Genomic DNA, 24536 nt, shown 5'->3' with positions numbered 1-24536 from the left:
CAAATTTCTAATTGAATATGGGTATTGCGAAATTATAGAAGAGAGATCGAGTTCTGAGTGCGGACAGGAGGAGTTTTTGCCATGGCACGAATAAGTGGGGCAACACACGGTGGGGCAATAGCGAAACGCTGGTTTGGTTTGAGCGTATTAATGTTCCCGGTATTGCTGGTAACAGTTGACAACACAATACTTGGATTTGCCTTACCGAAAATTGCCGAAGCCCTGCGTCCGAGTGCTAGCCAGCAGTTGTGGATGATCGATGCTTATTCGCTGGTATTGGCGGGATTGCTGGTGTCGATGGGTAGCCTGGGAGATCGAGTCGGTCATCGTAAGTTGTTGATGGCCGGGTCTTTGGGTTTTGCCATAGTGTCGGTGCTGACCGCGTATTCCGATTCCGCCATGCAACTGATCGCCGGGCGAGCGTGTATGGGCGTTTTCGGTGCGATGTTGATGCCCTCAACTTTGGCATTGATACGTTCGGTGTTCGAGGATCGAGAGGAACGTCGATTAGCGGTCGCGATATGGGCTACTACTTTGACGGTAGGTTCGGCACTCGGTCCTTTAGTCGGTGGGGTATTGCTGGAGTTCTTCAGTTGGGGGGCGATTTTCCTGTTGGCGGTTCCCCTGCTGGTGCCACTGCTGGTATTGGGGCCACTGTTGCTGCCGGAATCCGAGCGAGATGCTTCAGGGTCTTTTGATCCGATTAGCATCCTGCAATCGATGGTGGCTCTCGGTGCCATTGTTTATGGCATTAAACACAGCGCCAGTAATGGTATCGACTGGATGGCGCTGACAGCATTTGCAATAGGCACGGTTGCGGGCTGGATGTTTGTGCGTCGGCAGTTACGTCTGTCAGTGCCGCTGATGGATCTGAGTTTGTTCCGCAACGGCACTTTTAGCGGATCGGTCCTGATCAATTTGATGAGTCTCGCGTTTCTCATCGGCTTCGTATTCTTTGCCACTCAGTTCTTGCAGATAGTTCTTCAGATGTCGCCGTTGAGAGCCAGCCTCGCGTTGGTGCCAGGTCAGATCATAGCGATTGTAGTGGGGATGGCGGTCGTACCAGTCGCGCAGCGATTGCAGGTGCATGTGCTGATACCGATTTTGATGGCGTTTGCTGGAGCGGCGTTTTTGCTGGTCGCCAGCATGGGCAGTAGCCTGATCGTTCTAGTGGTGGCTTTTGCCTTGCTTAACATTGGCGTGGGTGCGATCGCGACGGTGTCCAATGATGTGATTTTGTCAGCCGCGCCGCCGGCAAAGGCAGGCGCTGCGTCGGCCATTAGCGAAACGGCCTACGAAGTGGGGGTGGTTTTGGGGACGACTGTGCTTGGCGGTCTCGTCACCGCCTACTATCGCGGTACGTTGCAGCTTCCGGGATTCCTGAGCGAAGTGCAGATGATGCTGGCCAGTGAGACGCTGTCTGGTGCCCATCATGTGTCGGCAGACCTATCACCTGATCAAGCGAGTGAATTGATGACGCAGGCTGGAAGGGCTTTCGAAGGTGGGATCGGATTGGTTTCGTGGGTGACGTTCGGTCTGGCGCTTATGGCGATTTTGATTGCTTGGTGCACTTTGCGGATACCGAAAGCGCAATCTGCAAAGGGACATTGATTGAAAATGAAGGTTGGGCCCGGCATCGCACAACCCAAGCATTTCAGTGCAATGCTTGCTCAATGGCCACCCGCAGGTATGCTGGTGGCCTGCCGAGGAGATTGAAAATGGCCTACGATTTTGACCTTTATGTGATTGGTGCCGGTTCCGGCGGTGTGCGGGCTGCGCGGTTTGCGGCGGGTTTTGGGGCGAAAGTGGCCGTGGCCGAGAGCCGCTATCTGGGCGGCACGTGTGTGAACGTCGGTTGTGTGCCGAAGAAGTTGCTGGTCTACGGCGCGCACTTCGCCGAGGACTTCGAACAGTCGCAAGGTTTTGGCTGGACGCCGGGTGAGGCGAAGTTCGATTGGGCGACGCTGATCGCCAATAAGGATCGCGAGATCAATCGCCTCAACGGCATCTATCGCACGCTGCTGGTTAACAGCGGCGTGACCTTGCACGAAGGTCACGCCAAGATCGTCGATCCGCATCAGGTCGAGATCAATGGCGAGCGTTTCACTGCCAAGAACATCCTGATTGCTACGGGCGGCTGGCCGCAGATTCCGGAGATTCCGGGGCATGAACACGCGATCAGTTCCAACCAGGCGTTCTTCCTCAAAGAGCTGCCCAAGCGCGTTCTGGTGGTGGGCGGTGGTTACATCGCCGTCGAGTTCGCCGGGATTTTCCATGGCCTGGGCGCCGAAACCACGCTGCTCTATCGCGGTGAACTGTTCCTGCGCGGCTTCGACGGTGCGGTGCGCAAGCATTTGCAGGAAGAGTTGACCAAGCGCGGCATGGACCTGCAATTCAATGCCGACATCGAGCGCATCGACAAGCAGGCTGACGGCACCCTGAAAGTTACCCTCAAGGACGGTCGTGAGTTGGAGGCGGATTGCGTGTTCTACGCCACCGGCCGACGTCCGATGCTGGACAATCTCGGACTGGAAAACACCGGCGTCAAACTCGACAAGAAAGGCTTCGTCGAGGTCGACGAGCAGTATCAGACCGCCGAGCCGTCGATCCTGGCGCTGGGCGATGTGATCGGTCGGGTGCAGCTGACGCCGGTCGCGCTGGCCGAGGGCATGGCCGTTGCGCGTCGTTTGTTCAAGCCTGAGCAATATCGCCCGGTGGATTACAAAATGATCCCGACGGCCGTGTTCAGCTTGCCGAACATCGGCACCGTCGGTTTGAGCGAAGAAGAAGCGCGCGAAGCCGGCCACGAGGTGGTGATCTTCGAAAGCCGTTTCCGCCCAATGAAGCTGACCCTGACCGAATGTCAGGAGCGCACGCTGATGAAACTGGTGGTGGACGCCAAGACCGACAAGGTCCTGGGTTGCCACATGGTCGGACCGGATGCGGGCGAAATCGTCCAGGGCCTGGCGATTGCGTTGAAGGCCGGTGCGACCAAGCGTGACTTCGACGAAACCATCGGTGTGCATCCGACGGCCGCCGAAGAGTTTGTCACCATGCGTACGCCGGTCGCCGGTTAAGCGTCCTTTGCTGCGTCTGGCACTGCCTTGGCGGCAGCTGCCAGGCGTACGCTTTCTGCCAGATCCGCCTGGGCCTTGGTCAATTCGATTTCCAGCGCCTGGTTGATCTGCGACTGCTCGTCGACGCTTTGTTTGAGTGACTGGCCTTCCAGCAGGGCGACGCGCAAGCGTTCCTGGAGGAGGGTGCGTTCGCTGTCGACGCGAGTGGCTTGTTCCAGTAGCTGATCCTGTCGGCTGTTGCTCTGTTTCAGCTGATCCTGCATCAGGCTCAGCTCCCTCAAAGTCCCACGGTTCTCCGTCAGCAGGCGCTCGTTGTCGCGGTGCAATTGCGTGATCTCGTCCTGGCGCACCATTGCGCTTTGCTGAGCCTGACGCAATTCCATCTGAATCTGCTGCACCTGGCCTTCATGGCGACGCTGTTCCTGCTCGCGCTGGTCCTTGACAGCGTTGCGGTAGTGTTCCAGCGCATCGCGCGCATGCAGGTGTTTCTCTTCAAGGGAGCGGATTTGCTCGTCCTTGTCTTGCAAACGTAATTCGAAATCGGCCAGCGCCTGGTTCAGTCCGGCGTTGCGGGTTTGTTCGGTCTGCAGCATGGAAACGGTGCTGTGCAGCGCCTCCGATTCCTGGGTCAGTGCCAGGCTTTGAATTTCGTAATGCTCCTGCAACTGCGTGTTGCTCTGCTGAGCTTCATGCAGCTGGCTTTCCAGCTCCTTTCTTTGCCGGTCGAACTGCTCGCGAGCCTGATCTATTGGCTCTTGCGCCTGTTCCTTGAGGCGTTGTGCCAGCCGCGACACCAATCCAGCCAGTTCATCGTCGATCGGTGCAGGCGCTGCTTCGACGCGCTCGACGCCGTCATCCAGTTCCTTCAAATACCGATGAATCGTGGTTTTCGAGCCAGTGTTGCCCATCTCGATCCGTACTGCGTCGATGCTTGGGTTTTCGCCGCGCGCCAAAATTGCCAAGCGTGCCGCTTGCACCACTGCTTTGTTTACACCGCCACGAGCCATGAGTTCTCCTACGATTTCGTACTGTGGTACGTATTACTGGAATACATATTGTACCATCCAATCAAAAAAGTTAAATACTGAATGTAATTGAGGCGGGATATACTGGTATTACCCCGTGTGATGGACGATTCACCGGGTTTTCACCCGCAAAAGCAGTACGCCTTCGAGAATTGCGCCCATGACTGAGCTGGATCGTTACCTGCAAGCCGCCACCCGCGACAACACCCGTCGCAGCTATCGGGCGGCGATCGAGCACTTCGAAGTCAGTTGGGGCGGGTTTCTGCCGGCGACCGGCGATAGCGTGGCGCGCTATCTGGTAGCGCATGCGGGCGTGTTGTCGATCAATACCTTGAAGCTGCGTTTGTCGGCATTGGCGCAGTGGCACAACAGTCAGGGTTTTGCCGATCCCACCAAGGCGCCGGTGGTGCGCAAGGTTTTCAAGGGGATTCGGGCGCTGCACCCGGCCCAGGAGAAACAGGCCGAGCCGTTGCAACTTCAGCACCTGGAGCAAGTGGTCGCGTGGCTGGAGCAGGAAGTGCAAAGCGCAAAATCTGCGGACGATCGACCGGCGCTGTTGCGCGCCAGGCGCGACATGGCGCTGATTCTGCTGGGCTTCTGGCGTGGATTTCGTAGTGATGAGTTATGCCGAGTGCAGATTGAACACGTGCAAGCGAACGCCGGTTCCGGTATCACGCTCTACTTGCCGCGCAGCAAAAGCGATCGCGAAAACCTTGGCAAGACGTATCAGACACCGGCGTTGCAGCGATTGTGTCCGGTGCAGGCGTATATCGCCTGGATCACTGAAGCCGCACTGGTGCGCGGACCGGTGTTCCGAGGCGTCGACCGCTGGGGCCATTTGAGCGAGGAGGGCTTGCACGCCAACAGCGTGATTCCACTGCTGCGCCAAGCGCTGGAGCGCGCAGGCATCCCGGCTGAGCACTACACCAGCCACTCCTTGCGACGCGGCTTCGCCACCTGGGCGCACCAAAGCGGTTGGGACTTGAAGTCGCTGATGAGTTACGTGGGCTGGAAGGACATGAAGTCGGCCATGCGCTATGTCGACGTCAACCCGTTTCTCGGGATGAACCGCATCGCTGAAAAACCCTGATCAATACCTCTGCAAACGCAATCTGTTGTAGCAGCTGTCGAGCCCGCGAGGCTGCGTTCGGCTGCGCAGCAGTCGCAAAACCAGAACTCGCGGTGTGCCAGGTAAACCATGCCAGCCGGGTTTACGACTGCTGCGCAGCCGAACGCAGCCTCGCAGGCTCGACAGCTGCTACAAGACGCCATGGAGCCCTAGTACCGTTTTCTTCTATTAATACTGTCGGCTAATAGCGAAAACCAATCAGCAGCATGAGGTTTGCCAATGAGCCATCCGTCCGTCGAGTCGGTAGAGTTCACTCCATCAACTTCTTAACCCCTGACGGAGAGTCAACGATGCCTATCATCAACAGCCAAGTTAAACCGTTCAAAGCTGACGCATTCAAAAATGGCGACTTCGTAAAAGTCTCGGACGCTGACCTGAAAGGCAAGTGGTCGGTCGTGTTCTTCTACCCAGCTGACTTCACCTTCGTTTGCCCGACCGAACTCGAAGACCTGGCTGACAACTACGACGCGTTCCAGAAGCTGGGCGTCGAGATCTACAGCGTTTCCACCGATACCCACTTTGCCCACGCTGCCTGGCACAACACTTCGCCAGCCATCGGCAAAATCCAGTACACCATGATCGGCGACCCGACTCACGCCATCTCCCGCAACTTCGACGTACTGATCGAAGACGCTGGCCTGGCTGACCGTGGCACCTTCGTGATCAACCCAGAAGGCCAGATCAAAATCGTCGAACTGAACGACGGCGGTGTAGGCCGTGACGCTTCCGAACTGCTGCGCAAAATCAAGGCTGCCCAGTACGTTGCTGCTCACCCAGGCCAGGTTTGCCCAGCCAAGTGGAAAGAAGGCGAGGCCACTCTGGCTCCGTCCCTGGACCTGGTCGGCAAGATCTAAGTCTGTGACGCGCTTCATCAGGGCGGAACTCCGCACCTACTAAGTAAGCTGCACCGCCCTCAAAAACGCCCGGGCGAGATTCGCTCGGGCGTTTTTTTTGTTTTATGAATTTGCAAAAAGGAAATCGCCCGTATGTTGGACGCCAATCTTAAAGCCCAGTTGAAATCGTACCTGGAACGGGTCACCCAGCCGATCGAGATCGTTGCCTCCCTCGACGACGGTGCGAAATCCCAGGAAATGCTCGAACTGCTGAAAGACGTTGCCAGTCTTTCCAGCCAAATTACCTTGCTCGACAACGGTGACGATGCGCGCAAACCATCGTTCTCGATCAATCGCCCCGGTGCCGATATCAGCCTGCGATTCGCCGGTATCCCGATGGGCCATGAATTCACTTCGCTGGTGTTGGCCCTGCTGCAAGTCGGCGGCCACCCTTCGAAGGCCAGTGCTGAAGTAATCGAACAGATTCGCTCGCTCAAGGGTGATTTCAGCTTCGAGACGTACTTCTCGCTGTCCTGCCAGAACTGCCCGGACGTGGTCCAGGCACTGAACCTGATGGCCGTGCTGAACCCGAACATCCGCCATGTCGCCATCGACGGCGCGCTGTTCCAGGCAGAAGTCGATGAACGCCAGATCATGGCCGTGCCCAGCATCTACTTGAACGGCGTGAACTTCGGTCAGGGCCGCATGGGCCTGGAAGAAATCCTCGCCAAGATCGACACCAGCGGCATCGAGCGTCAGGCCGAGAAGATCAGCGCCAAAGAAGCCTTTGACGTGCTGGTCGTCGGCGGTGGCCCGGCCGGTGCTTCGGCAGCCATCTACGCGGCGCGCAAAGGCATTCGCACCGGTGTGGCGGCGGAGCGTTTTGGTGGACAGGTGCTGGACACCATGGCCATCGAAAACTTCATCTCCGTGCAGGAAACCGAAGGGCCGAAACTGGCGGTAGCGCTGGAAGAGCACGTCAAGCAGTACGACGTCGACATCATGAACCTGCAACGCGCCGATAAGCTGGTGCCGGGCAAGAACGGCGAGCTGCACGAAGTCCACTTCGCCAGCGGCGCAACGCTGAAAGCCAAGACTGTGATTTTGGCGACCGGTGCAAGATGGCGTGAAATGAACGTGCCAGGTGAGCAGCAATACCGCAACAAAGGCGTGGCGTACTGCCCGCACTGTGACGGTCCGCTGTTCAAAGGCAAGCGTGTGGCGGTGATTGGCGGCGGTAACTCCGGCGTCGAAGCGGCCATCGACCTCGCCGGTATCGTCTCTCACGTCACACTGCTGGAGTTCGACGTGCAGTTGCGCGCCGATGCGGTGTTGCAGCGCAAGTTGCACAGCCTGCCGAATGTCACCGTGATCACCCATGCGCAAACCACTGAAGTGTTGGGTGACGGTCAGAAGGTCAACGGCCTGCGCTACAAGGATCGTCAGTCTGACGAACTGCGTAGCGTGGAACTGGAAGGGATCTTCGTGCAGATCGGTCTGTTGCCGAACACCGATTGGCTCAAAGGCACCATCGAGTTGTCGCCGCGTGGCGAGATCATCGTCGATGCGCGTGGCGAGACGTCGATGCCCGGGGTGTTTGCCGCCGGCGACGTGACGACTGTGCCGTACAAGCAGATCGTGATTGCAGTGGGTGAGGGCGCCAAGGCTTCCCTGAGCGCATTCGATCACCTGATCCGGACTTCGGCCCCGGCCTGAATTCCGGTGCTGAAAACAAAAAACCCATGAGCGATCATGGGTTTTTTTTGTGCGCAGCTGCAGATCCTGTAGGAGCCGGCTTGCTGGCGAAAGCGGTACTCCTGTCATCATCGATGCTGAATGTACCGACGCCTTCGCTGGCAAGCCAGCTCCTACAAGGTTGTGTTACAGCGGGGCTGGCTGAATGATCTCGACCCAGTAGGCATCCGGGTCCTTGATGAACGCCAGGCTTTTCATGCGGCCATCGTTCAGGCGTTTCTGGAAATCACAGCCCAGCGCTTCGAAGCGCTCGCACGCGGCAACGATGTCCGGCACGGAGATGCAGATATGACCAAAACCACGCGGGTCGGTGTTGCCGTTGTGGTAGGCGAAATCCGCGTCGTTCTCGGTGCCGTGGTTGTGGGTCAGCTCAAGAATGCCAGGGATCGATTTCATCCACTCGGTGCGTGCTGCGGCGTCGGCAGGGATCTGGTTTTTGTCGACCAGCGCCAGAAAGTACAGGCTGAACTCGGCTTCCGGGAAGTCGCGTTTTTCCACCAGCGAGAAACCGAGGATGCGCGTGTAGAAATCCAGGGACTTGGTGATGTCCTTGACCCGCAGCATGGTGTGGTTGAAGACGAACTTCTGGGTGGCGGTGTCAGGCTGGGCGGTGACGCCTGGGAAGGTGTTCAATTCGTGCAGGCTCATGGGCCCTCCGGAAAATAAGTGGGGCTAACGAATGGCGACAATGATACGCAAGGGATCCGACATCACCAAACCCAAACCGTCGGCTATTGCCTGACGGGCGGGTGAGGCTCAGACTTTACGGTTCAATCCGTGAGTGTTCATTGCAATGATTCGATTCAGTAAATCGGCGTTCGTCCTGATGTGTCTGCTATCAGCTGTTGCCAGCGCTCACGCAGACGAGCCGGTGGTGACCTGGCCAAGCGGCTGGGAAGTCGAAGCCATCGCGCACGACGACGCCAAGCCAGAGGTTACCCGCCAACGCGCGGTAAAAAACGATCAGGGCGGCACGCCGGTGATGGTGATGGAGTTGACCATGACCCAGGTGGAAAGCGGTCACCAGGTGAACCTGCAGGGCGTGTTGCTGGAGATGCGCAAGTCGGTGCAGAAAGACTTCTTTCAAGGCGGCTATCAGAGTGTCTGCACCAAGATTCACCCGACGACCTTGAGTCGCTTAACGGCGCTGGAAACTACCTGCACGATCACCCAGAACGGCAGGCATGTGCTCTCGCAAACATTGGTCGCGGCAGTCGATGCCGATAAAGCTTATGTTCTTTCCTACGCAGGGCAGGCTGAGGTTTATAAGGCAAGTCAGGACGAAATAGAGGCGGCGCGTAACAGCTTGAAACTTTAGTGAACGATTTCAATGGCTGCGGATTTCAGTGCTTTCGGACATTTTTAGATACCTAAAGGGATTAAGCACAAAGTTAATCAGCAAGTAGTGAGTTGATCGGTGCCAATCGTTGCATTTAGAGGGTATCCATGAAAAAGCCCTGCATAAGCAGGGCTTTTTTTGTCACCGCAAGTGCTTAGCCGCGCAGCCAGGAATCAACGGTGGCTGCACCGTATTGTTCCTTCCAGGCTTTCAGGCCGCGGTGGTTGCCACCCTTGGTTTCAATCAGTTCACCGGTGTGCGGATTCTGATAAACCTTGACCACGCGAGCGCGGCGGGTTTTAGGCGCTGCCGCCTGTTGCAGACCGGATTTTGCCGGGTTCGGATCGAGAATGGCGATGATGTCGCGCAGGCTCTTGCCGTAGGTTTTCATCAGCCCCTGGAGCTTTTCTTCGAATTCGATTTCTTTCTTGAGCCCGGCATCATTCTTCAGCGATTCCAGCTGCTTGAGCTGTTCTTGAAGGGCCTTTTCAGCTGCACGAAATTCAGCGAGTCTGGACAATATCTTTACTCCAATAGTGTGTTTGGCTGATACCAATCGCAAACAAAGCTATAAGCCAAGAGCCTTGTAGCGACTCGGTGATAGTGGCTCACCTGCTAATCTTACGCGGGCATGAAAAATTGTAGTAGTTAATTGACCAAGAGTAAATCCTGTCTTTTTCTTCATGTAACTACTGTAGTCTTTTGATTCAATTTGGTGCGCTGGCCTCATGTCACGTCGCTTAGAGCCGCTAGTTAATGGTGACTTAATGCGTTAATGAACTCTGCGGCGGGCATTGGTCGGCCGAACAGATAACCTTGCAAGAAGTTCACGCCATGGGCGGTCAGATAATCACTTTGCTCCTCGGTTTCCACACCTTCGGCAACAATGCCCAGATCGAGCTTGGCGGACAGTTCGATGATGGTGTCAAGGATGTGCCGGGAAAGGGCGTCGACACCAATCATGGCCACAAAACTCTGATCGATCTTCAGAAAGTCCACATTGAACTGACGCAGGTAACCCAGGCTGGAGTGACCCGTGCCGAAATCGTCGATAGCGATCATCACGCCCAGTTCATGAAGCTGCTCGAACAGTTGGAGCGTGATGGCCGTGGGCTCGATGAGTTCGCGCTCAGTGAGTTCCAGCACCAGGCTGATGGCCCCCGGTGCAAAAGCGGCGAGGAATTCACGGCAATCGGCGACCAGCTCCAGGTCTCGGCAGTGACTGGCGGTGACGTTGATGCCGACATGAAACGGCCCGTCGAACGGCGCCGGATGGGGCGCCAGCAGGGCTGCGGTTTGTCGCATCAATGAGCGTGTCATCGGCACGATCAGCCCGGAATGTTCGGCAAACGGGATGAACATATCCGGGCGCACCAGACCTTCCTTCGGATGATTCCAGCGCATCAGCACTTCGGCCCCCGACCACTGCTTGCTGTCGCCATGGACCACGGGCTGAAAATACGGAATGAACTCGCAAGCCTCGAGTGCGCGCTGCAATTCATGGCTGGGTGACGACGAGCGCTTCTGCAAAAAATGCCCGATAAAACCGGAGATCACGCCGAAAAAGATCAGCAAACTGAACAACGGCGGATACTCGCTGCGCATGTAACGCCAGGTTTCACCTTCGGGGAAACCTGCCTCCACAGTAAAGGCATAACGCGAGGACGTCAGTTTGGTTTGCGCCACAGGCAAAGTAGGCAGCGCGTCATTGTGGAAGGTGCCGTCAGCGGTCAACCAATCAGGGCCGACTTGCAGTAACAGCAACGTCTTGCCGCCGATCATGCGCAACACGTTACTCAGGTGATAACCGTCCAGGGTGCTCATCGCACCCTGTTTTCCTGCGTTGAGCCGATACACCAGTAACGCGCTATCGGGCGTTATCAGGTTGCCTTTCATCAGCAATATCTCGCCTTTGCTGTAGTCACCGGCAGTGACTTTTTCCTGGTAGTCGCCGAACAGGGAACTGCAGTAAATGGTGTCGTCCCACAGCAGGTTGGTTGAGCGCACGAACGGGCGGCGGGTGACTTGTTCGCGCAACGCCAGGTTCACGTCGATGCAACTTTTCCCGGCCAGCGGCAGTAACTCGCGGGCGGCTTGTGCGTTGTTGTCGAGCATCAGTTCGAATTGGCGAATGGCTTCTTCGGCGGTCTGTTCGGTGTTGTGCTTCAGTGCCCGTTCCGCTTGCATATAAAGGATGGTGAATCCCAGCAGGACCGGGAGTAAACCGCTCAATACCGTCACAGCAATCCGGGTGCGTGTGCGGCGGGTTTTGACGTTCAGTGGCATTCGCGAAACCTGTAACAAAAAAAGAGGGCTCTCAAATGCTGGCAGGGCTGGGCGCCTCCCAAAAAGAGTTCAGGTACGGGCCATGATAGTTGGCCTTCGATCATTATGTCGCGCAAGGGTAGTTCAGACGCTGCGCCAGTTTGAGAAAGGCCAGCGCCGCCGGTGAGGACTGGCGCTGGTCGAGCACCGCCAGGCCGATCTGGCGTGCAACCGGAGGTGACAGCGGTTTTTTCACGTAGCGCCTGTCGTCCTGGTCGGGCAATGAGCCTTCGGCGACCACGGTCAACGCCTCGCCTCGGCAGACGATATCCAGCGTGCTCAGTAGCTGCGAACAACGATAGCGAATGTTCGGTGTCAGCCGGGCGGCACTGAACAACCGTGAAACCAGTTCTGAAGAACCGGCCTCGGTCAGCACGAATGGGTCGTGACACAGATCGCTCAGGCTCAAGCCGTCGCGACTGGCCAGCGGGTGATCGACGGGTAGCAGCGCGACCATCTGGTCCTCGGTCAGCGCAAAGGTATCGAAGCGCTCTTCGGGCAACACCACGAAGCCGATGTCGATACGTCGCTCCTCCAGCCACTGGATCACTTGGCGGTCGGGGCCTTCATCAATGTGCACCTCGATGCCCGGGTGAGCGGCGCGGTAGTGTTGCAGGATCAGCGGCAGTAATTTGATCGACGAGGTCGGGCCGAACGAGCCGATACGCAGCGTGCCACGTTTCATTCCACGGGCATCGGCGGCTTCCTGGCGCAAGGTGTTGGCCAGACCGAGCATCGCCCGGGCGCGCAGCAAAAGCTGTTGGCCGATGTCGCTGAGTTCGACCTGGGACTGATGCCGACGCAGTAACTCCACACCCAATTCCTGCTCCAGCGACTTCAGCGCGTGAGACACCGCCGATTGGGAAATCCCCAGGCGATTCGCCGCCGCAGTGAAACCGTGAAGCTCGGCCACGAGGGAGAAAATCTCCAATTGGGTAAGGGTCATGAGTTTTTACTCATTTTACGATGATCCGACATTAGTCGAATCATACGTCATCTCGCCCATTTCCCGTTCTGGAAACTTATGACCCGTTGTGAACAGACCCTAGCCAATCCTTCGGACATGCCGGTTTATCTGAAGCTCGCCGCCGTCACCATGATCTGGGGCGGCACCTTCGTCGCAGGCCGGTTTCTGGCGGATAGCCTGAGTCCGCTGCTCGCCGCCAGCCTGCGTTTCCTGTTGGCCAGCGCGGCGCTGCTGGTGTTTTTGCTGTTGGCCCGCATACCGCTGGCCCGACCCAGCCCCAGGCAATGGCTGCAATTAATGATGCTGGGTTTTTTCGGGATCTTTTTCTACAACCTGTGCTTCTTTTATGGCCTGCACTACATCAATGCCTCACGGGCATCATTGATTGTGGCGCTGAACCCGGCCGTGATCGGCTTGGCCTCGTGGCTGTTGTTCAAAGAGCACTTGAGTCGGGCGAAAGTCGCCGGTATCGCGATTTGTATTGCCGGGGCGAGCCTGGTGATCGTCAGTCGTAACCCACAGCTGTTGGCCGGCAATGCCAACGCCTGGATCGGCGATCTGTTGATTTTCGGTTGCGTGGTCGGTTGGGGAATTTACTCGCTGTGCTCCAAGGATCTGAACCACAGCCTCGGGCCCGTGCAGACGGTGACGTACTCGATTCTGCTGGGTACGGTGATGCTCTGGGTGACCAGTGCGGTCAGGGGCGAGTTGAGTGTGACTGCACTCGCCAGTCTCGGCCCGCAACAATGGCTGAGCCTGATGTACCTCGGCGTGTTGGGTTCGGCGCTGGCCTACATCGGCTATTACGATGGCCTCCGCAAAATCGGCGCGACCCGTTCCGGCGTGTTCATTGCCTTGAACCCGCTGACCGCGGTGATCCTTGGCGCGCTGCTGCTGGGCGAGCAACTGACGATTGCGATGTGCCTGGGAGGAGGGCTGATTCTGGCCGGGATTTTCCTCTGCAACAAACCCCTTGCGCGAGTGGGGAAAAAGGGGATTTGATACAGAAGGCGGACAAACTGATTTACGCTGTGTAGAATCGGTTTACGCATATAAGAATAATCGTCTTCTGGCAGCAGAAGCCTCGCCCGCAAGAGCCTTGGGTCGACAATGAAGAGTTTTGGGTTTCAACTGATCTATGGTGACTTCCTCGCCCGCAGTGTGCGGGGCATCTCCTGCGCGCCACCCGCCGGTCTCAGCATTGCTAGTAACTAACGTTCCGTTAATTCTAAGAATGATGATGAGGCGCCAACCATGGCAGATTTATACGAAAACCCAATGGGCCTGATGGGCTTTGAATTCATCGAATTCGCATCGCCAACCCCGAACACCCTGGAGCCGATCTTCGAGATCATGGGCTTCACCAAGGTCGCGACCCACCGTTCCAAAGACGTGCACCTGTATCGCCAGGGCCAGATCAACCTGATCCTCAACAACGAACCGAACAGCGTCGCCTCGTACTTCGCGGCTGAGCACGGTCCGTCGGTGTGCGGCATGGCGTTCCGCGTCAAGGATTCGCAAAAGGCCTACAAGCGTGCACTGGAACTCGGCGCACAGCCGATCCACATCGAGACCGGCCCGATGGAATTGCACCTGCCGGCGATCAAAGGCATCGGCGGCGCGCCGCTGTACCTGATCGACCGTTTCGGCGAGGGCAGTTCGATTTATGACATCGACTTTGTGTTCATCGAAGGCGTGGATCGCAACCCGGTCGGCGCAGGCCTGAAAATCATCGACCACCTGACGCACAACGTGTATCGCGGTCGCATGGCCTACTGGGCCAACTTCTACGAGAAGCTGTTCAACTTCCGCGAAATTCGTTACTTCGACATCAAGGGCGAATACACCGGCCTGACTTCCAAAGCCATGACCGCGCCGGATGGCATGATCCGCATCCCGTTGAACGAAGAATCGTCCAAGGGCGCCGGGCAGATCGAAGAGTTCCTGATGCAGTTCAACGGTGAAGGCATCCAGCACGTTGCCTTTCTCAGCGACAACCTGATCGACACGTGGGATCGCCTGAAGAAAATCGGCATGCGCTTCATGACCGCGCCGCCGGAAACCTACTACGAAATGCTCGAAGGCCGTTTGCCGAACCACGGCGAGCCGGTCGATCAACTGCAATCGCGGGGGATTCTGCTGGACGGTTCGTCCGAGTCGGGCGACCGCCGCCTGCTGCTGCAGATCTTCTCGGAAACCCTGATGGGCCCGGTGTTCTTCGAATTCATCCAGCGTAAAGGCGATGATGGTTTCGGCGAGGGTAACTTCAAGGCGCTGTTCGAATCGATTGAGCGGGATCAGGTGCGTCGTGGTGTGCTTTCCACTGACTAAACGGTTTCAGATGTGAAAAAGCCCGGTCAGCAGCAATGCTGGCCGGGCTTTTTCTTGTCTGTAGGAGCGAGGCTTGCCCGCGAAGCTTTTAGCGTCTTCAAAGGCCCCTTCGCGGGCAAGCCTCGCTCCTACATTGGTCCGCGACGCTGCCGGACCAGGTGCTTGAACCCTTCAAACATCAGCACAACCACCGCCATCCAGATCGGAATGTAGGTCAGCCATTCGCCGGCCTTGATACTTTCTCCCAGCAGCAACGCGACGCCGAGCAACAGCACCGGTTCGACGTAGCTCAGCAACCCGAACAGGCTGAACGGCAACAGCCGACTGGCGATGATGTAGACCACCAGCGCCGATGCGCTGATCACCCCGAGTATCGGGATCAGCAGCGACAGCCACGGATACTGATCGAACACGCCGAAACCTTGGTCACCCCCCAGCACGAACCAGAACGCCACTGGCAGCGTCAGCGTCATGTCCACCCAGAGACCGCCGAGGTTGTCCGTCGCCAGTCGTTTGCGCAGGACGAAATAGGTCGGATAGCCAATGCACACCAGCAAGGTCGCCCAGGAAAAACCACCGACCTGATACACCTCATTGATCACGCCGAGGCAGGCGAACGTCACGGCGACTTTTTGCAAATAGGAGAGGCGTTCGCCATAGGCGATCCGGCCGGTCAGGACCATGGTCAGCGGCAACAGGAAATACCCCAGCGACACGTCCAGGCTGTAACCGTTGAGCGGCGCCCACATGAACAGCCAGAGCTGCACGCCGACCAGGGCGGAAGAGGCGATCAGGCCGGCGATCAATTTCGGTTTGCTGCCCAGGCGCCGAAGGATGTCGATGACGCGTTTCCATTCGCCGGAGACCACCATGAACACGGTGATGCACGGCACCGTCAGCAGCATGCGCCAGCCGAAAATTTCCACGCCGCTCAACGGGGTGAGCAGCGACGTGTAGTAATACATGACGGCAAACAGCACCGAGGCTGTGACCGATAAAACAATACCTTTAGACAAACTGTCCTCGCGAGGTTGAACGTGAAACGGGGCGCAGAGGATACGTGGTTTTCGAGCCGAATATTGACCAACTGATCAACACCGACCCCATGTGGTGGACCAGCCGCCATCTATGGTGAATGTGATACCGCCATCGCGGGCAAGCCCGCTCCCACATTGCCAGTGCCGTACACAAGATTCGCGATCGACGCATAACCCCTTGTGGGAGCGGTGCGTACACAAGATTCGTGATCGACACATCACCCTGTGGGAGCGGGCTTGCCCGCGATTAATCTCAAACGTTGCGCGGGCTACGCCCTGACACGAAATGGCTCACGTCATTGAACCCCGGTGTCGACGAGTGCCCCGGCGTGACCAGCGAATCGATAAACGCTTCATCCTCCGCCGTGATTTTCACCGCTTGCGCCTTAGTGTAGGCATCCCATTGCTCTTCGGTACGCGGCCCGACGATGGCCGAGGTGACGGCGCCGTTGTTCAGCACCCAGGCGATGGCGAACTCGACGATGCCCACGCCACGGCCCTGGGTGTACTGCTGGATCTGCTGGGCAATGCGCAGGGATTCAACGCGCCATTCGGTTTCCAGAATGCGTTTGTCTGCGCGCCCGGCACGGCTATTGGCGTCGGGTTTCACGTCCGGTGCGTATTTGCCGCTGAGCACGCCACGCGCCAGCGGGCTGTAAGGCACCACGCCGAGGCCATAGTGTTGCGCGGCCGTGATCTGTTCGGATTCGGCCTGGCGGTTGACGATGTTGTACAACGGCTGGCTGATCACAGGTCTGTCGACGCCCAGTTTGTCGGCCACGCGGATGACTTCGGCGATGCGCCAGCCACGGAAGTTCGACAGCCCCCAGTAACGGATTTTGCCCTGGCGAATCAGATCGCCGATGGCCGACACCGTCACTTCCAGCGGCGTATTGTGGTCTTCGCGGTGCAGGTAATAGATGTCCAGGTAGTCGGTGCCCAAGCGGGTCAGGCTGGCGTCGATACCATTGAAAATGTGCTTGCGGCTCAGGCCGCTGCGGTTCGGCACTCCGCCGACCGGGCCGGAGCCGACCTTGCTGGCGAGCACCCATTCGTGACGGCGGCTGGCAATCGCTTCGCCGACGATTTCTTCGGAGCGGCCATTGGTGTAGACGTCTGCGGTGTCGATGAAATTGATGCCCTGGTCCCAGGCCTTGTCGATGATCCGCAGGGAATCTTCGGTGCTGGTCTGTTCGCCGAACATCATGGTGCCCAGGGTCAGGGTGGAAACGTGCAGACCCGAATGACCCAGTACGCGGTAGCTCATGACGAAATCCTTTTACCGATGGGAAAGGCTCAATCAAATACCAGAACCACCGCCGGGCGCAAACGCAAATCTCAAACACCCACATTTGACCGAGACCATTTTTATCGTCAACGTTGATCGGCCATAAAGCCCCGACCGCCCTCATCACGCTTTCAAGGATCACCACTATGTTCGAACTCGATCACGACCTGGCCCAGGACATCGTCGACCGGGCAATGGCCATCCTGCCTTACAACGTCAACGTCATGGACAGCCAGGGCCTGATCCTCGGCAGTGGCGAACCGGAGCGGGTCAACACTCGGCATGAAGGCGCGCAACTGGTGTTGGCCAACGGCCGCGTGGTGGAGATCGACGCGCAGACCGCGATCCACCTCAAAGGCGTGCAGCCGGGGATCAACCTGCCGCTGATGCTCGACCAGCGCCTCATCGGCGTGCTGGGCATCACCGGCGAACCGGAGCAATTGCGCACCTACGCCGAACTGGTGCGCATGACCGCCGAAATGCTGGTGAGCCAGCGCAATCAGCAGGCCGAGCAGCAATGGCGGCGTCAGCGTTGCGATGATCTGCTGGCGTTACTGCTCAGCGAGGCCGGGGATTCGCCCCGGCTGATCGACGAGGCGCAACAACTGGGGCTCAAGCCGCAAATGACTCGGGTGCCGTATCTGTTTGAGTTGGAGTTGGAGCACGGCCCGGGGCAAACCGTCGAGGCACTGAGCGCCTGGTTGGCTTCGCGCTATCCGGACAGTTGGTGCGTGAGTTCGGCCAAGTCCTCGTTGCTCTGGTGTCGGCCGGCGAACCAGGCGATCGAGAATGATCGACTGCTGGAAAAGCTCGATGGGCTGGGCTGGAACATCCTGCGCATCGCCGTGGGCGGGCAGGCTGATGGGTTGACGGGTTTGCGCCGTTGCTGTCGCCGGGTGAGTGACTTGCTGGCCTATGGACGTGACGTGTTGCCCCAGTCGCGGTTGCTGACCCTGAACCGCTATCGGTTGCCGGTGTTGCTCTGGCGTCATCGTAACGACGATGCGCTGGACGAATTGCTCAGCCCGCTGCGCAAAGTCGTCGCCAAGGACAACAACGGCCAGTTGCTGGCGACCCTGCGCAGTTGGTGCGAACACGATGGCCAGAGCCAGGCGTGCGCCGATGCCCTGGGCATCCACCGCAACAGCCTGCGGTATCGGATGGAGCGGATTGCCGAACTCAGCGGGGTTGATCCGTTGCGGCTGGACGGCATGCTGGCGCTCTACCTCGGCGTGCAACTCCTGCCCCAGACCGACACAACCCCCTAAACAACACAACCCCCTTGTAGGAGCCGGCTTGCCGGCGAAGAGGCCGTCAAATCCAGCATCAATGCCGTCTGACACACCGCAATCGCGAGCAGGCTCGCTCCCCACGTGGTGGAGTAACGATGTGTAAGCGACGCTGATTCCCTGTGGGAGCGGGCTTGCCCGCGAAGAGGCCATCACATTCAATATCGACGGTGACTGACACACCGCCATCGCGGGCAAGCCCGCTCCCACAGGTAATGCGTACATCCAAAGGGTTTTGTGGGAATGAACAATAATCCTCTGTGCCACTTGTGCAGCAGACCGGCGTTATTGTTCTAACCTGCTGGCAGCATGAGGGCATTGGAACTGGAGAACTCCCATGAAAATCGTTATCGCCCCCGATTCGTTCAAGGACAGCCTCAGCGCTCAAGGCGTGGCCGATGCCATCGCCCTCGGGCTGGCCGAGGTCTGGCCCGAAGCGCAGTTGATCAAATGCCCGATGGCCGACGGCGGGGAAGGGACAGTCGAGTCGGTTCTGGCGGCCTGCAATGGCGAATTACGCCGCACGGAGGTTCGCGGGCCACTGGGCGCGCCGGGCAACGCCGCTTGGGGCTGGTTACCGGAGAGCCACACTGCAATCATCGAAATGGCTGAGGCCCGCGGGTTGCAGTTGGTCCCGCTGGGCCAGCGCGATGCGGGCGTCAGCAGCACCTTCGGCACCGGTGAGTTGATCCGCGCGGCGCTCGATGCCGGCGCGCAACGGGTGATTCTGGCGATTGGCGGCAGTGCGACCAATGACGGCGGTGCGGGTGCCGTGCAGGCCTTGGGCGTAAAACTGTTCGATGCGCAGGGTCAGATCCTGGCACCGGGCGGGTTGGCGCTCGGGCAACTGGCGCGCATTGATCTGAGCGCCATCGACCCGCGCCTGGCCGACGTGCGCTTCGACATCGCCGCCGACGTCAATAATCCGCTGTGCGGCCCGCACGGCGCGTCGGCGATTTTCGGTCCGCAAAAAGGCGCCTCGCCGCAGCAGGTCGAGCAGCTGGATCGTGCCCTCGGACACTTTGCCGATCACTGCGCAAAAGCTTTGGACAACGACGTGCGCGACGAGCCGGGCAGCGGCGCGGCGGGTGGCCTGGGGTTTGCCGCCAAGGCGTTTCTTGGCGCGCAGTTCAAGGCGGGGGTTGAAGTGGTCGCCGAACTGGTCGGCCTGGCGGATGCGGTCAAGGGCGCTGACCTGGTGATCACCGGCGAAGGCCGTTTCGATGCGCAAACCCTGCGTGGCAAGACCCCGTTCGGTGTGGCGCGCATTGCTCGGCAGCACGGCGTGCCGGTAATCGTCATCGCCGGGACACTGGGCGAAGGCTATCAGGCACTCTACGAGCATGGCATCGATGCCGCCTTTGCCTTGGCCAGTGGCCCGATGACGCTGGAACAGGCTTGCGCCGAGGCACCGCGGTTGTTGCATGAAAGGGCCAGTGATATTGCGCGGGTTTGGCGAATCGCCGCACGCAAATCCTGACGCCAACACAATCCCTGTAGCAGCTGCCGAAGGCTGCGTTCGGCTGCGCAGCAGTCGTGCTTTTACCTTCGGACAAAAGACCGTCAGGCGACCGCTTCGCGCTCGAACGCAGCCTTCGGCAGCTGCTACATGGATCCGCGTCAGCCGGTGAAGACACGGCGTTGCAATCACGGGTCTCATCCTGACAGCCAGCCGCAACACGACCGTAGCAGCTGGCGAAGCCTGCGTTCGGCTGCGCAGCAGTCGTAAAATCGGCGTCCGCGGTTAACCTGATACACCGCAGTGCCTGACTTCGCGACTGCTGCGCAGCCGAACGCAGCCTTCGGCAGCTGCTACAGGGGATCGTGTTTCATGGATGAAACACACCTGATGCCCTAAAAAATATTTCACCTCCCCCCGCAAAAAATCCCAACTCCCGCCGATACAGATAACAGGCGCGCACACACCAACTACAACAGTCGCGCCAAGCTGAAACGGTGCGCGGCAACGCCTGCCCGACAGCCATCACGGCATGGATGCTCGCAGCTTCAATCACCCGAGAATCGTCCTATGTCACTGCGTAATCTGAACATCGCGCCTCGAGCTTTCCTGGGTTTCGCCTTCATCGCCTTGCTGGTCATCGCGTTGGGCGTGTTTGCCGTGAACCGCATGACGATCATCCGCCAGGCTTCCATCGACATGGGGAGCACGCAGTTACCCAGCGTCGGCTTTCTGGGCAACATGACGGAAAACGTCCTGCGGATGCGGATTCTTTCATTCCGGGTGTTGGTCAACCGTGATCCGGCCGCGTTGCAGGAAGCCCAGACGCGTATCGGCGTGCTTGCCGACAAGCTGCGCAGCGCGCAAGCCAGTTATGCCGCGTTGCCGGCAGCTCCCGAAGAAGCGCAGCTGTACAAGACGTTCACCGCCACCCTCGACAGCTACATGCAAGCCCAGAACCAGATGATGGAGTTGTCGCGGCAAAACAAGCTCGATGAGATGCGCACCTTGATCAATACGCGGATCAAGGACGGCACTGACCAGATGGGCGAGCAGCTCAATAAACTGGTGGCCTTCAATACCGACGAAGCCAAGGCCGCTTCGGCCGAAGCCGGCGAGCATTACAGCAACGCCATCACCGGCATCATCACCGTTGCAGTGATTGCGGCGCTGATGACCGTGTTGCTGGCCTGGCTGTTGACCCGCAGCATCGTCACACCGCTGAACCGTGCGCTGCTGGCGGCCGAAACCATTGCCGGGGGCAACCTCACCAAAATCATCGAAATCGACGGCAAGGATGAGCCGGCGCGCCTGCTCAACGCGTTATCCAACATGCAGGCCAACCTGCGCAAAACCATCGAACAGATCGCCGGTTCCGCCACCCAGTTGGGCGCCGCTGCCGAAGAACTCAGCACGGTCACTCAGGAAGCGTCTCGCGGTCTGCAACAGCAGAACAATGAAATCGAGCAGGCCGCTACCGCCGTCAATGAAATGACCGCCGCCGTCGAAGAAGTCGCGCGCAATGCGGTGTCCACGTCCGAAGCCTCGAACCAGTCGACCCAGGCCGCCCGCGAAGGTCGCGACCGCGTGGTGGAAACAGTCGACGCGATCCAGACCATGACCCACGACGTGCAAAACACCTCGCTGATGATTGAAGGCCTGGCGGCGCAGGGACGTGATATCGGCAAGGTGCTCGACGTGATCCGCGCCATCGCCGAACAGACCAACTTGCTGGCATTGAACGCCGCGATCGAAGCCGCCCGTGCCGGTGAAGCCGGGCGTGGTTTTGCGGTGGTGGCGGATGAAGTTCGGGCCTTGGCCCATCGCACGGCGCAGTCGACTCAGGAAATCGAGAAGATGGTCGCCGGTATTCAGAACGGCACCGGCGCAGCTGTCTCGTCGATGCAGCAAAGCAACCAGCGCACCCAAAGCACCCTGGAAATGGCCCGCGCCGCCGGTGTGGCGCTGGAGCAGATCACGCAGTCGATCCACCTGATCAACGAACGCAACCTGGTGATTGCCAGCGCTTCGGAAGAGCAGGCGCAGGTGTCCCGCGAAGTCGACCGCAACCTGGTGAACATCCGCGACCTCGCCACCCAATCCGCCGCCGGTGCCAACCAGACCAGCGCCGCCACCCACGAGCTGTCGCGCCTGGCCGTGGACCTGAACGCAATGGTCGCGCGCTTCGTGATCTGATCAGCCCTCTGTGGGAGCGAGCTCGCTCGCGAAGGTCGTCAACGATGACGCGTAAACCCGGATGCCCCTTGGCGCCCTTGAGTTTTTCGCGAGCAGGCTCGCTCCCACAGTGGCGTGTTTCGCGATTTGAGATAGGGTTGAGGCATGGAACCGCGCCACAGGAGAAAGACATGCGCTATTCAGCCTTGACCCAACGAATCGCCGGTGACGGAGCGGCGGCGTGGCAGATTCATGATCGAGCGCTGGAATTGCGCGAGCAGGGCGTCGATGTGTTGCTGCTGTCGATCGGCGATCCGGACTTCGACACACCGCAACCCATCGTCCTGGCCGCCATCGACAGTTTGCTCGCCGGCGACACGCACTACCCGGCGGTACGCGGCAGTCAGGGCTTGCGTAGCAGCATCGCCCGGCGTCATCGCCAACGCAGTGGCCAAGAGGTGGATGCCGAACACGTGATCGTGTTTCCGGGGGCGCAGTGCGCGGTGTATTCGGTCGTGCAATGCCTGCTTGATCCGGGTGACGAAGTGATCGTCGCCGAACCGATGTACGTGACCTACGAGGGCGTGTTCGGCGCCTGCGGGGCCAACGTCGTGCCCGTGCCGGTGCGCCCGGAGAATGGCTTTCGGGTCGATCCGGCCGATGTCGCCGCACGCATCACGGCGAAGACCCGAGCCATTTTGCTCAACAGTCCCAACAACCCGTCCGGCGCCAGTTTGTCGCTGGCCATCTGGCAGGAACTGGCGGCGCTATGCGTGCGTCACGACCTGTGGCTGATCAGCGACGAGGTCTACAGCGAATTGCTCTACGAGGGCGAACACATCAGCCCGGCGAGCCTGCCGGGCATGGCCGAGCGCACCGCGACGATCAACAGCCTGTCCAAATCCCACGCCATGAGCGGCTGGCGGGTGGGCTGGGTGGTCGGGCCCAAACCCTTGGCCGAGCACCTGGTGCATTTGTCGTTGTGCATGCTGTTTGGCCTTCCGGATTTCATTCAGAACGCCGCGCAAGTGGCACTGGATAAAGACCTGCCGGAAGTGGCCTTGATGCGTGAGGAATATCGCCAGCGTCGCGACCTGGTGTGTGCGAGCCTCGATCACTGCCCTGGCATGCACGCGATCCGCCCGGATGGCGGCATGTTCGTGATGGTCGACGTGCGCCAGACCGGTTTGACTGCCCAGCATTTTGCCGAACGGCTGCTGGAAGGTTACGGCGTGTCGGTGCTGGCCGGCGAGGCGTTCGGGCCGAGTGCGGCGGGGCATATCCGGATTGGCTTGGTGGTGGACCAGCGCAAACTGGCGGATGCGTGCCGCAGGATTGCGCTGTGTGCGACCGACCTTTTGGAAGCGCGGCGGGCCTGAAAGTTTTGTGGTGCCTGTGCTGGTCCCTTCGCGAGCAAGCCCGCTCCCACACTTGATTTTCGGCGATCACCGGTTTTGTGTACGACTGAGATCAAGTGGGGGAGCGGGCTTGCTCGCGAAGGCGGCCTGACAGGCCCCGCCTGCCTCAGCTCTTCCACGCCCCTACATTCACCAGATTTCCCGGCCGCTCCCCTGCCAGTGCCGCCAATAGATTGTCCACCGCACACCTGGCCATCGCTTCCCGAGTCTCATGAGTCGCCGAACCGATGTGCGGGGTCGCCACCACGTTGTTCAACTGCAACAACGGCGAGTCCGCGTTCAAGGGTTCACGCTCAAACACATCCAGCCCCGCCGCGCGAATCTGACCCGCACGCAACGCTTCAATCATCGCCGCTTCGTCAACCACCTTGCCCCGGGAAATGTTGATGAAGATGGTCTCCGGACGCATCAGCGCAAACTCTTCGGCACCGATCAGCCCTTCGGTTTCTGCGGTCAGCGGCAACGTCAGGCAGACAAAATCCGCCTGTTGCAGCAACTCGGTGAGGCTGCGGTACTGCGCATTGAAGCGTTGCTCGACCGCCGGTTTCGGCGAGTGGCTGTGATAGATCACCGGCATGCCAAAGCCGAAATGGCCGCGCTGCGCGAGGGCTTCACCGATACGGCCCATGCCGATGATGCCCAGGGTTTTGCCGTGCACATCGGTGCCGAATTGCGCCGGGCCGACGTTGCGCTTCCATTCTCCAGCGCGAACCATATTGGCCAGTTCCACCACACGCCGTGCCGTCGCCAGGATCAGCGCAAAACCGGTGTCGGCGGTGGTTTCGGTCAGCACATCCGGCGTGTTGCTCAGCAGGATGCGCCGTTCGGTGAGGTAGTCGATGTCGTAGTTGTCGACACCCACCGAGACGCTGGCGATGGCTTCAAGATTAGGCGCCAGGTCGAGCAGTTCGGCATCCAGTTTCAGGCTGGCGCCGAGCAGGCCGTGGGCGCGGGGCAGGGCCTCGCGCAGTTTGGCCAGGCCTTCAGCGTCGAGGCTGTCGATCAGCGTCACTTCAGTGTGCTCATGCAGCCGCGCCATCAGCAGCGGCGAGAGTTTTTTGTACAGAACGACCTGCTTTTTCATCGTAA

At 59.1% G+C, this 24536-nt stretch carries 20 protein-coding genes and 1 pseudogene; 13 read left to right on the top strand and 8 right to left on the bottom strand.

Annotated elements, in window-relative coordinates; genetic code table 11:
• The first annotated feature begins 81 nt into the window (after window positions 1–81).
• Entirely contained in the window at window positions 82–1611 is a 1530-nt protein-coding gene (locus AEQ67_RS19500; protein WP_059405463.1) for an MFS transporter, read from the top strand.
• Between the two features lie 107 nt (window positions 1612–1718).
• Window positions 1719–3077 carry a glutathione-disulfide reductase gene (gorA, locus tag AEQ67_RS19495; RefSeq protein WP_059405462.1) on the top strand — a complete coding sequence of 453 codons (1359 nt, stop codon included), beginning with the start codon at window positions 1719–1721 and terminating at the stop codon, window positions 3075–3077.
• Here gorA and AEQ67_RS19490 read toward each other — a convergent pair.
• On the bottom strand, window positions 3074–4084 hold the full coding sequence (locus AEQ67_RS19490) for a DNA-binding protein (protein ID WP_059405461.1): 1011 nt from the start codon (window positions 4082–4084) through the stop codon (window positions 3074–3076). The two genes, gorA and AEQ67_RS19490, sit on opposite strands and share 4 nt — an antisense overlap.
• Before the next feature lie 178 nt (window positions 4085–4262).
• Here AEQ67_RS19490 and AEQ67_RS19485 point away from each other — a divergent pair, with 178 nt between their 5' ends.
• The 3 genes from AEQ67_RS19485 to ahpF all read left to right on the top strand — a co-directional run bounded on the left by AEQ67_RS19485 (window position 4263) and on the right by ahpF (window position 7780).
• Window positions 4263–5192, top strand: a complete 930-nt coding sequence (locus AEQ67_RS19485; RefSeq protein WP_059405460.1) for a site-specific integrase — start codon at window positions 4263–4265, stop codon at window positions 5190–5192.
• Window positions 5193–5521: 329 nt separating this feature from the next.
• On the top strand, window positions 5522–6085 hold the full coding sequence (gene ahpC, locus AEQ67_RS19480; RefSeq protein WP_010460707.1) for an alkyl hydroperoxide reductase subunit C: 564 nt from the start codon (window positions 5522–5524) through the stop codon (window positions 6083–6085).
• Between the two features lie 132 nt (window positions 6086–6217).
• Window positions 6218–7780: an alkyl hydroperoxide reductase subunit F gene (gene ahpF / locus AEQ67_RS19475; RefSeq protein WP_059405459.1), complete on the top strand. Its 1563-nt coding sequence runs from the start codon at window positions 6218–6220 to the stop codon at window positions 7778–7780.
• 165 nt (window positions 7781–7945) lie between these two features.
• Here the strand turns inward: ahpF and gloA are convergent, their stop codons facing one another.
• Window positions 7946–8467, bottom strand: a complete 522-nt coding sequence (gloA, locus tag AEQ67_RS19470) for a lactoylglutathione lyase (protein WP_046054068.1) — start codon at window positions 8465–8467, stop codon at window positions 7946–7948.
• 145 nt (window positions 8468–8612) lie between these two features.
• Here gloA and AEQ67_RS19465 point away from each other — a divergent pair, with 145 nt between their 5' ends.
• The gene (locus tag AEQ67_RS19465; RefSeq protein WP_059405458.1) at window positions 8613–9137 is read left to right on the top strand and encodes a DUF4946 domain-containing protein; all 525 of its coding nucleotides are present in this window, start codon (window positions 8613–8615) and stop codon (window positions 9135–9137) included.
• A 175-nt stretch (window positions 9138–9312) separates the two neighbouring features.
• Here the strand turns inward: AEQ67_RS19465 and AEQ67_RS19460 are convergent, their stop codons facing one another.
• The 3 genes from AEQ67_RS19460 to AEQ67_RS19450 all read right to left on the bottom strand — a co-directional run bounded on the left by AEQ67_RS19460 (window position 9313) and on the right by AEQ67_RS19450 (window position 12429).
• Window positions 9313–9678, bottom strand: a complete 366-nt coding sequence (locus AEQ67_RS19460) for a histone-like nucleoid-structuring protein, MvaT/MvaU family (protein ID WP_008075430.1) — start codon at window positions 9676–9678, stop codon at window positions 9313–9315.
• A 233-nt stretch (window positions 9679–9911) separates the two neighbouring features.
• A complete protein-coding gene (locus tag AEQ67_RS19455; protein WP_059405457.1) occupies window positions 9912–11444 on the bottom strand; it encodes an EAL domain-containing protein in 1533 nt (510 codons plus the stop codon).
• Window positions 11445–11547: 103 nt separating this feature from the next.
• Window positions 11548–12429, bottom strand: a complete 882-nt coding sequence (locus tag AEQ67_RS19450) for a LysR family transcriptional regulator (RefSeq protein ID WP_059405456.1) — start codon at window positions 12427–12429, stop codon at window positions 11548–11550.
• A 78-nt stretch (window positions 12430–12507) separates the two neighbouring features.
• On the opposite strand from AEQ67_RS19450, the gene AEQ67_RS19445 reads away from it, so the two are divergent.
• On the top strand, window positions 12508–13452 hold the full coding sequence (locus AEQ67_RS19445) for a DMT family transporter (RefSeq protein WP_059405455.1): 945 nt from the start codon (window positions 12508–12510) through the stop codon (window positions 13450–13452).
• A gap of 252 nt (window positions 13453–13704) precedes the next feature.
• Window positions 13705–14781, top strand: a complete 1077-nt coding sequence (gene hppD, locus AEQ67_RS19440) for a 4-hydroxyphenylpyruvate dioxygenase (RefSeq protein WP_059405454.1) — start codon at window positions 13705–13707, stop codon at window positions 14779–14781.
• A gap of 128 nt (window positions 14782–14909) precedes the next feature.
• Here the strand turns inward: hppD and rarD are convergent, their stop codons facing one another.
• Window positions 14910–15797, bottom strand: a complete 888-nt coding sequence (rarD, locus tag AEQ67_RS19435) for an EamA family transporter RarD (RefSeq protein ID WP_059405453.1) — start codon at window positions 15795–15797, stop codon at window positions 14910–14912.
• Window positions 15798–16071: 274 nt separating this feature from the next.
• The gene (locus AEQ67_RS19430) at window positions 16072–17085 is read right to left on the bottom strand and encodes an aldo/keto reductase (RefSeq protein WP_059405452.1); all 1014 of its coding nucleotides are present in this window, start codon (window positions 17083–17085) and stop codon (window positions 16072–16074) included.
• Between the two features lie 167 nt (window positions 17086–17252).
• Here AEQ67_RS19430 and AEQ67_RS19425 point away from each other — a divergent pair, with 167 nt between their 5' ends.
• The 5 genes and pseudogenes from AEQ67_RS19425 to AEQ67_RS19410 all read left to right on the top strand — a co-directional run bounded on the left by AEQ67_RS19425 (window position 17253) and on the right by AEQ67_RS19410 (window position 23408).
• Window positions 17253–18374: a sugar diacid recognition domain-containing protein gene (locus AEQ67_RS19425; RefSeq protein WP_059405451.1), complete on the top strand. Its 1122-nt coding sequence runs from the start codon at window positions 17253–17255 to the stop codon at window positions 18372–18374.
• A gap of 358 nt (window positions 18375–18732) precedes the next feature.
• Window positions 18733–19875, top strand: a complete 1143-nt coding sequence (locus AEQ67_RS19420; RefSeq protein WP_059405450.1) for a glycerate kinase — start codon at window positions 18733–18735, stop codon at window positions 19873–19875.
• A gap of 549 nt (window positions 19876–20424) precedes the next feature.
• Window positions 20425–21144 (top strand): annotated as a pseudogene (locus AEQ67_RS36810) (MCP four helix bundle domain-containing protein); the annotation flags it as partial.
• A 42-nt stretch (window positions 21145–21186) separates the two neighbouring features.
• A complete protein-coding gene (locus AEQ67_RS36805) occupies window positions 21187–22050 on the top strand; it encodes a methyl-accepting chemotaxis protein (protein WP_442965658.1) in 864 nt (287 codons plus the stop codon).
• A gap of 170 nt (window positions 22051–22220) precedes the next feature.
• Window positions 22221–23408, top strand: a complete 1188-nt coding sequence (locus tag AEQ67_RS19410; RefSeq protein WP_059405448.1) for a pyridoxal phosphate-dependent aminotransferase — start codon at window positions 22221–22223, stop codon at window positions 23406–23408.
• A gap of 145 nt (window positions 23409–23553) precedes the next feature.
• Here AEQ67_RS19410 and AEQ67_RS19405 read toward each other — a convergent pair whose 3' ends face one another.
• Entirely contained in the window at window positions 23554–24531 is a 978-nt protein-coding gene (locus tag AEQ67_RS19405) for a 2-hydroxyacid dehydrogenase (RefSeq protein WP_059405447.1), read from the bottom strand.
• Window positions 24532–24536 lie beyond the last annotated feature (5 nt).

It is taken from the genome of Pseudomonas sp. RIT-PI-q (assembly GCF_001297125.1).
In the GTDB taxonomy this organism is placed as follows: domain Bacteria; phylum Pseudomonadota; class Gammaproteobacteria; order Pseudomonadales; family Pseudomonadaceae; genus Aquipseudomonas.
This window is presented reverse-complemented; position numbering and strand designations above follow the sequence as displayed.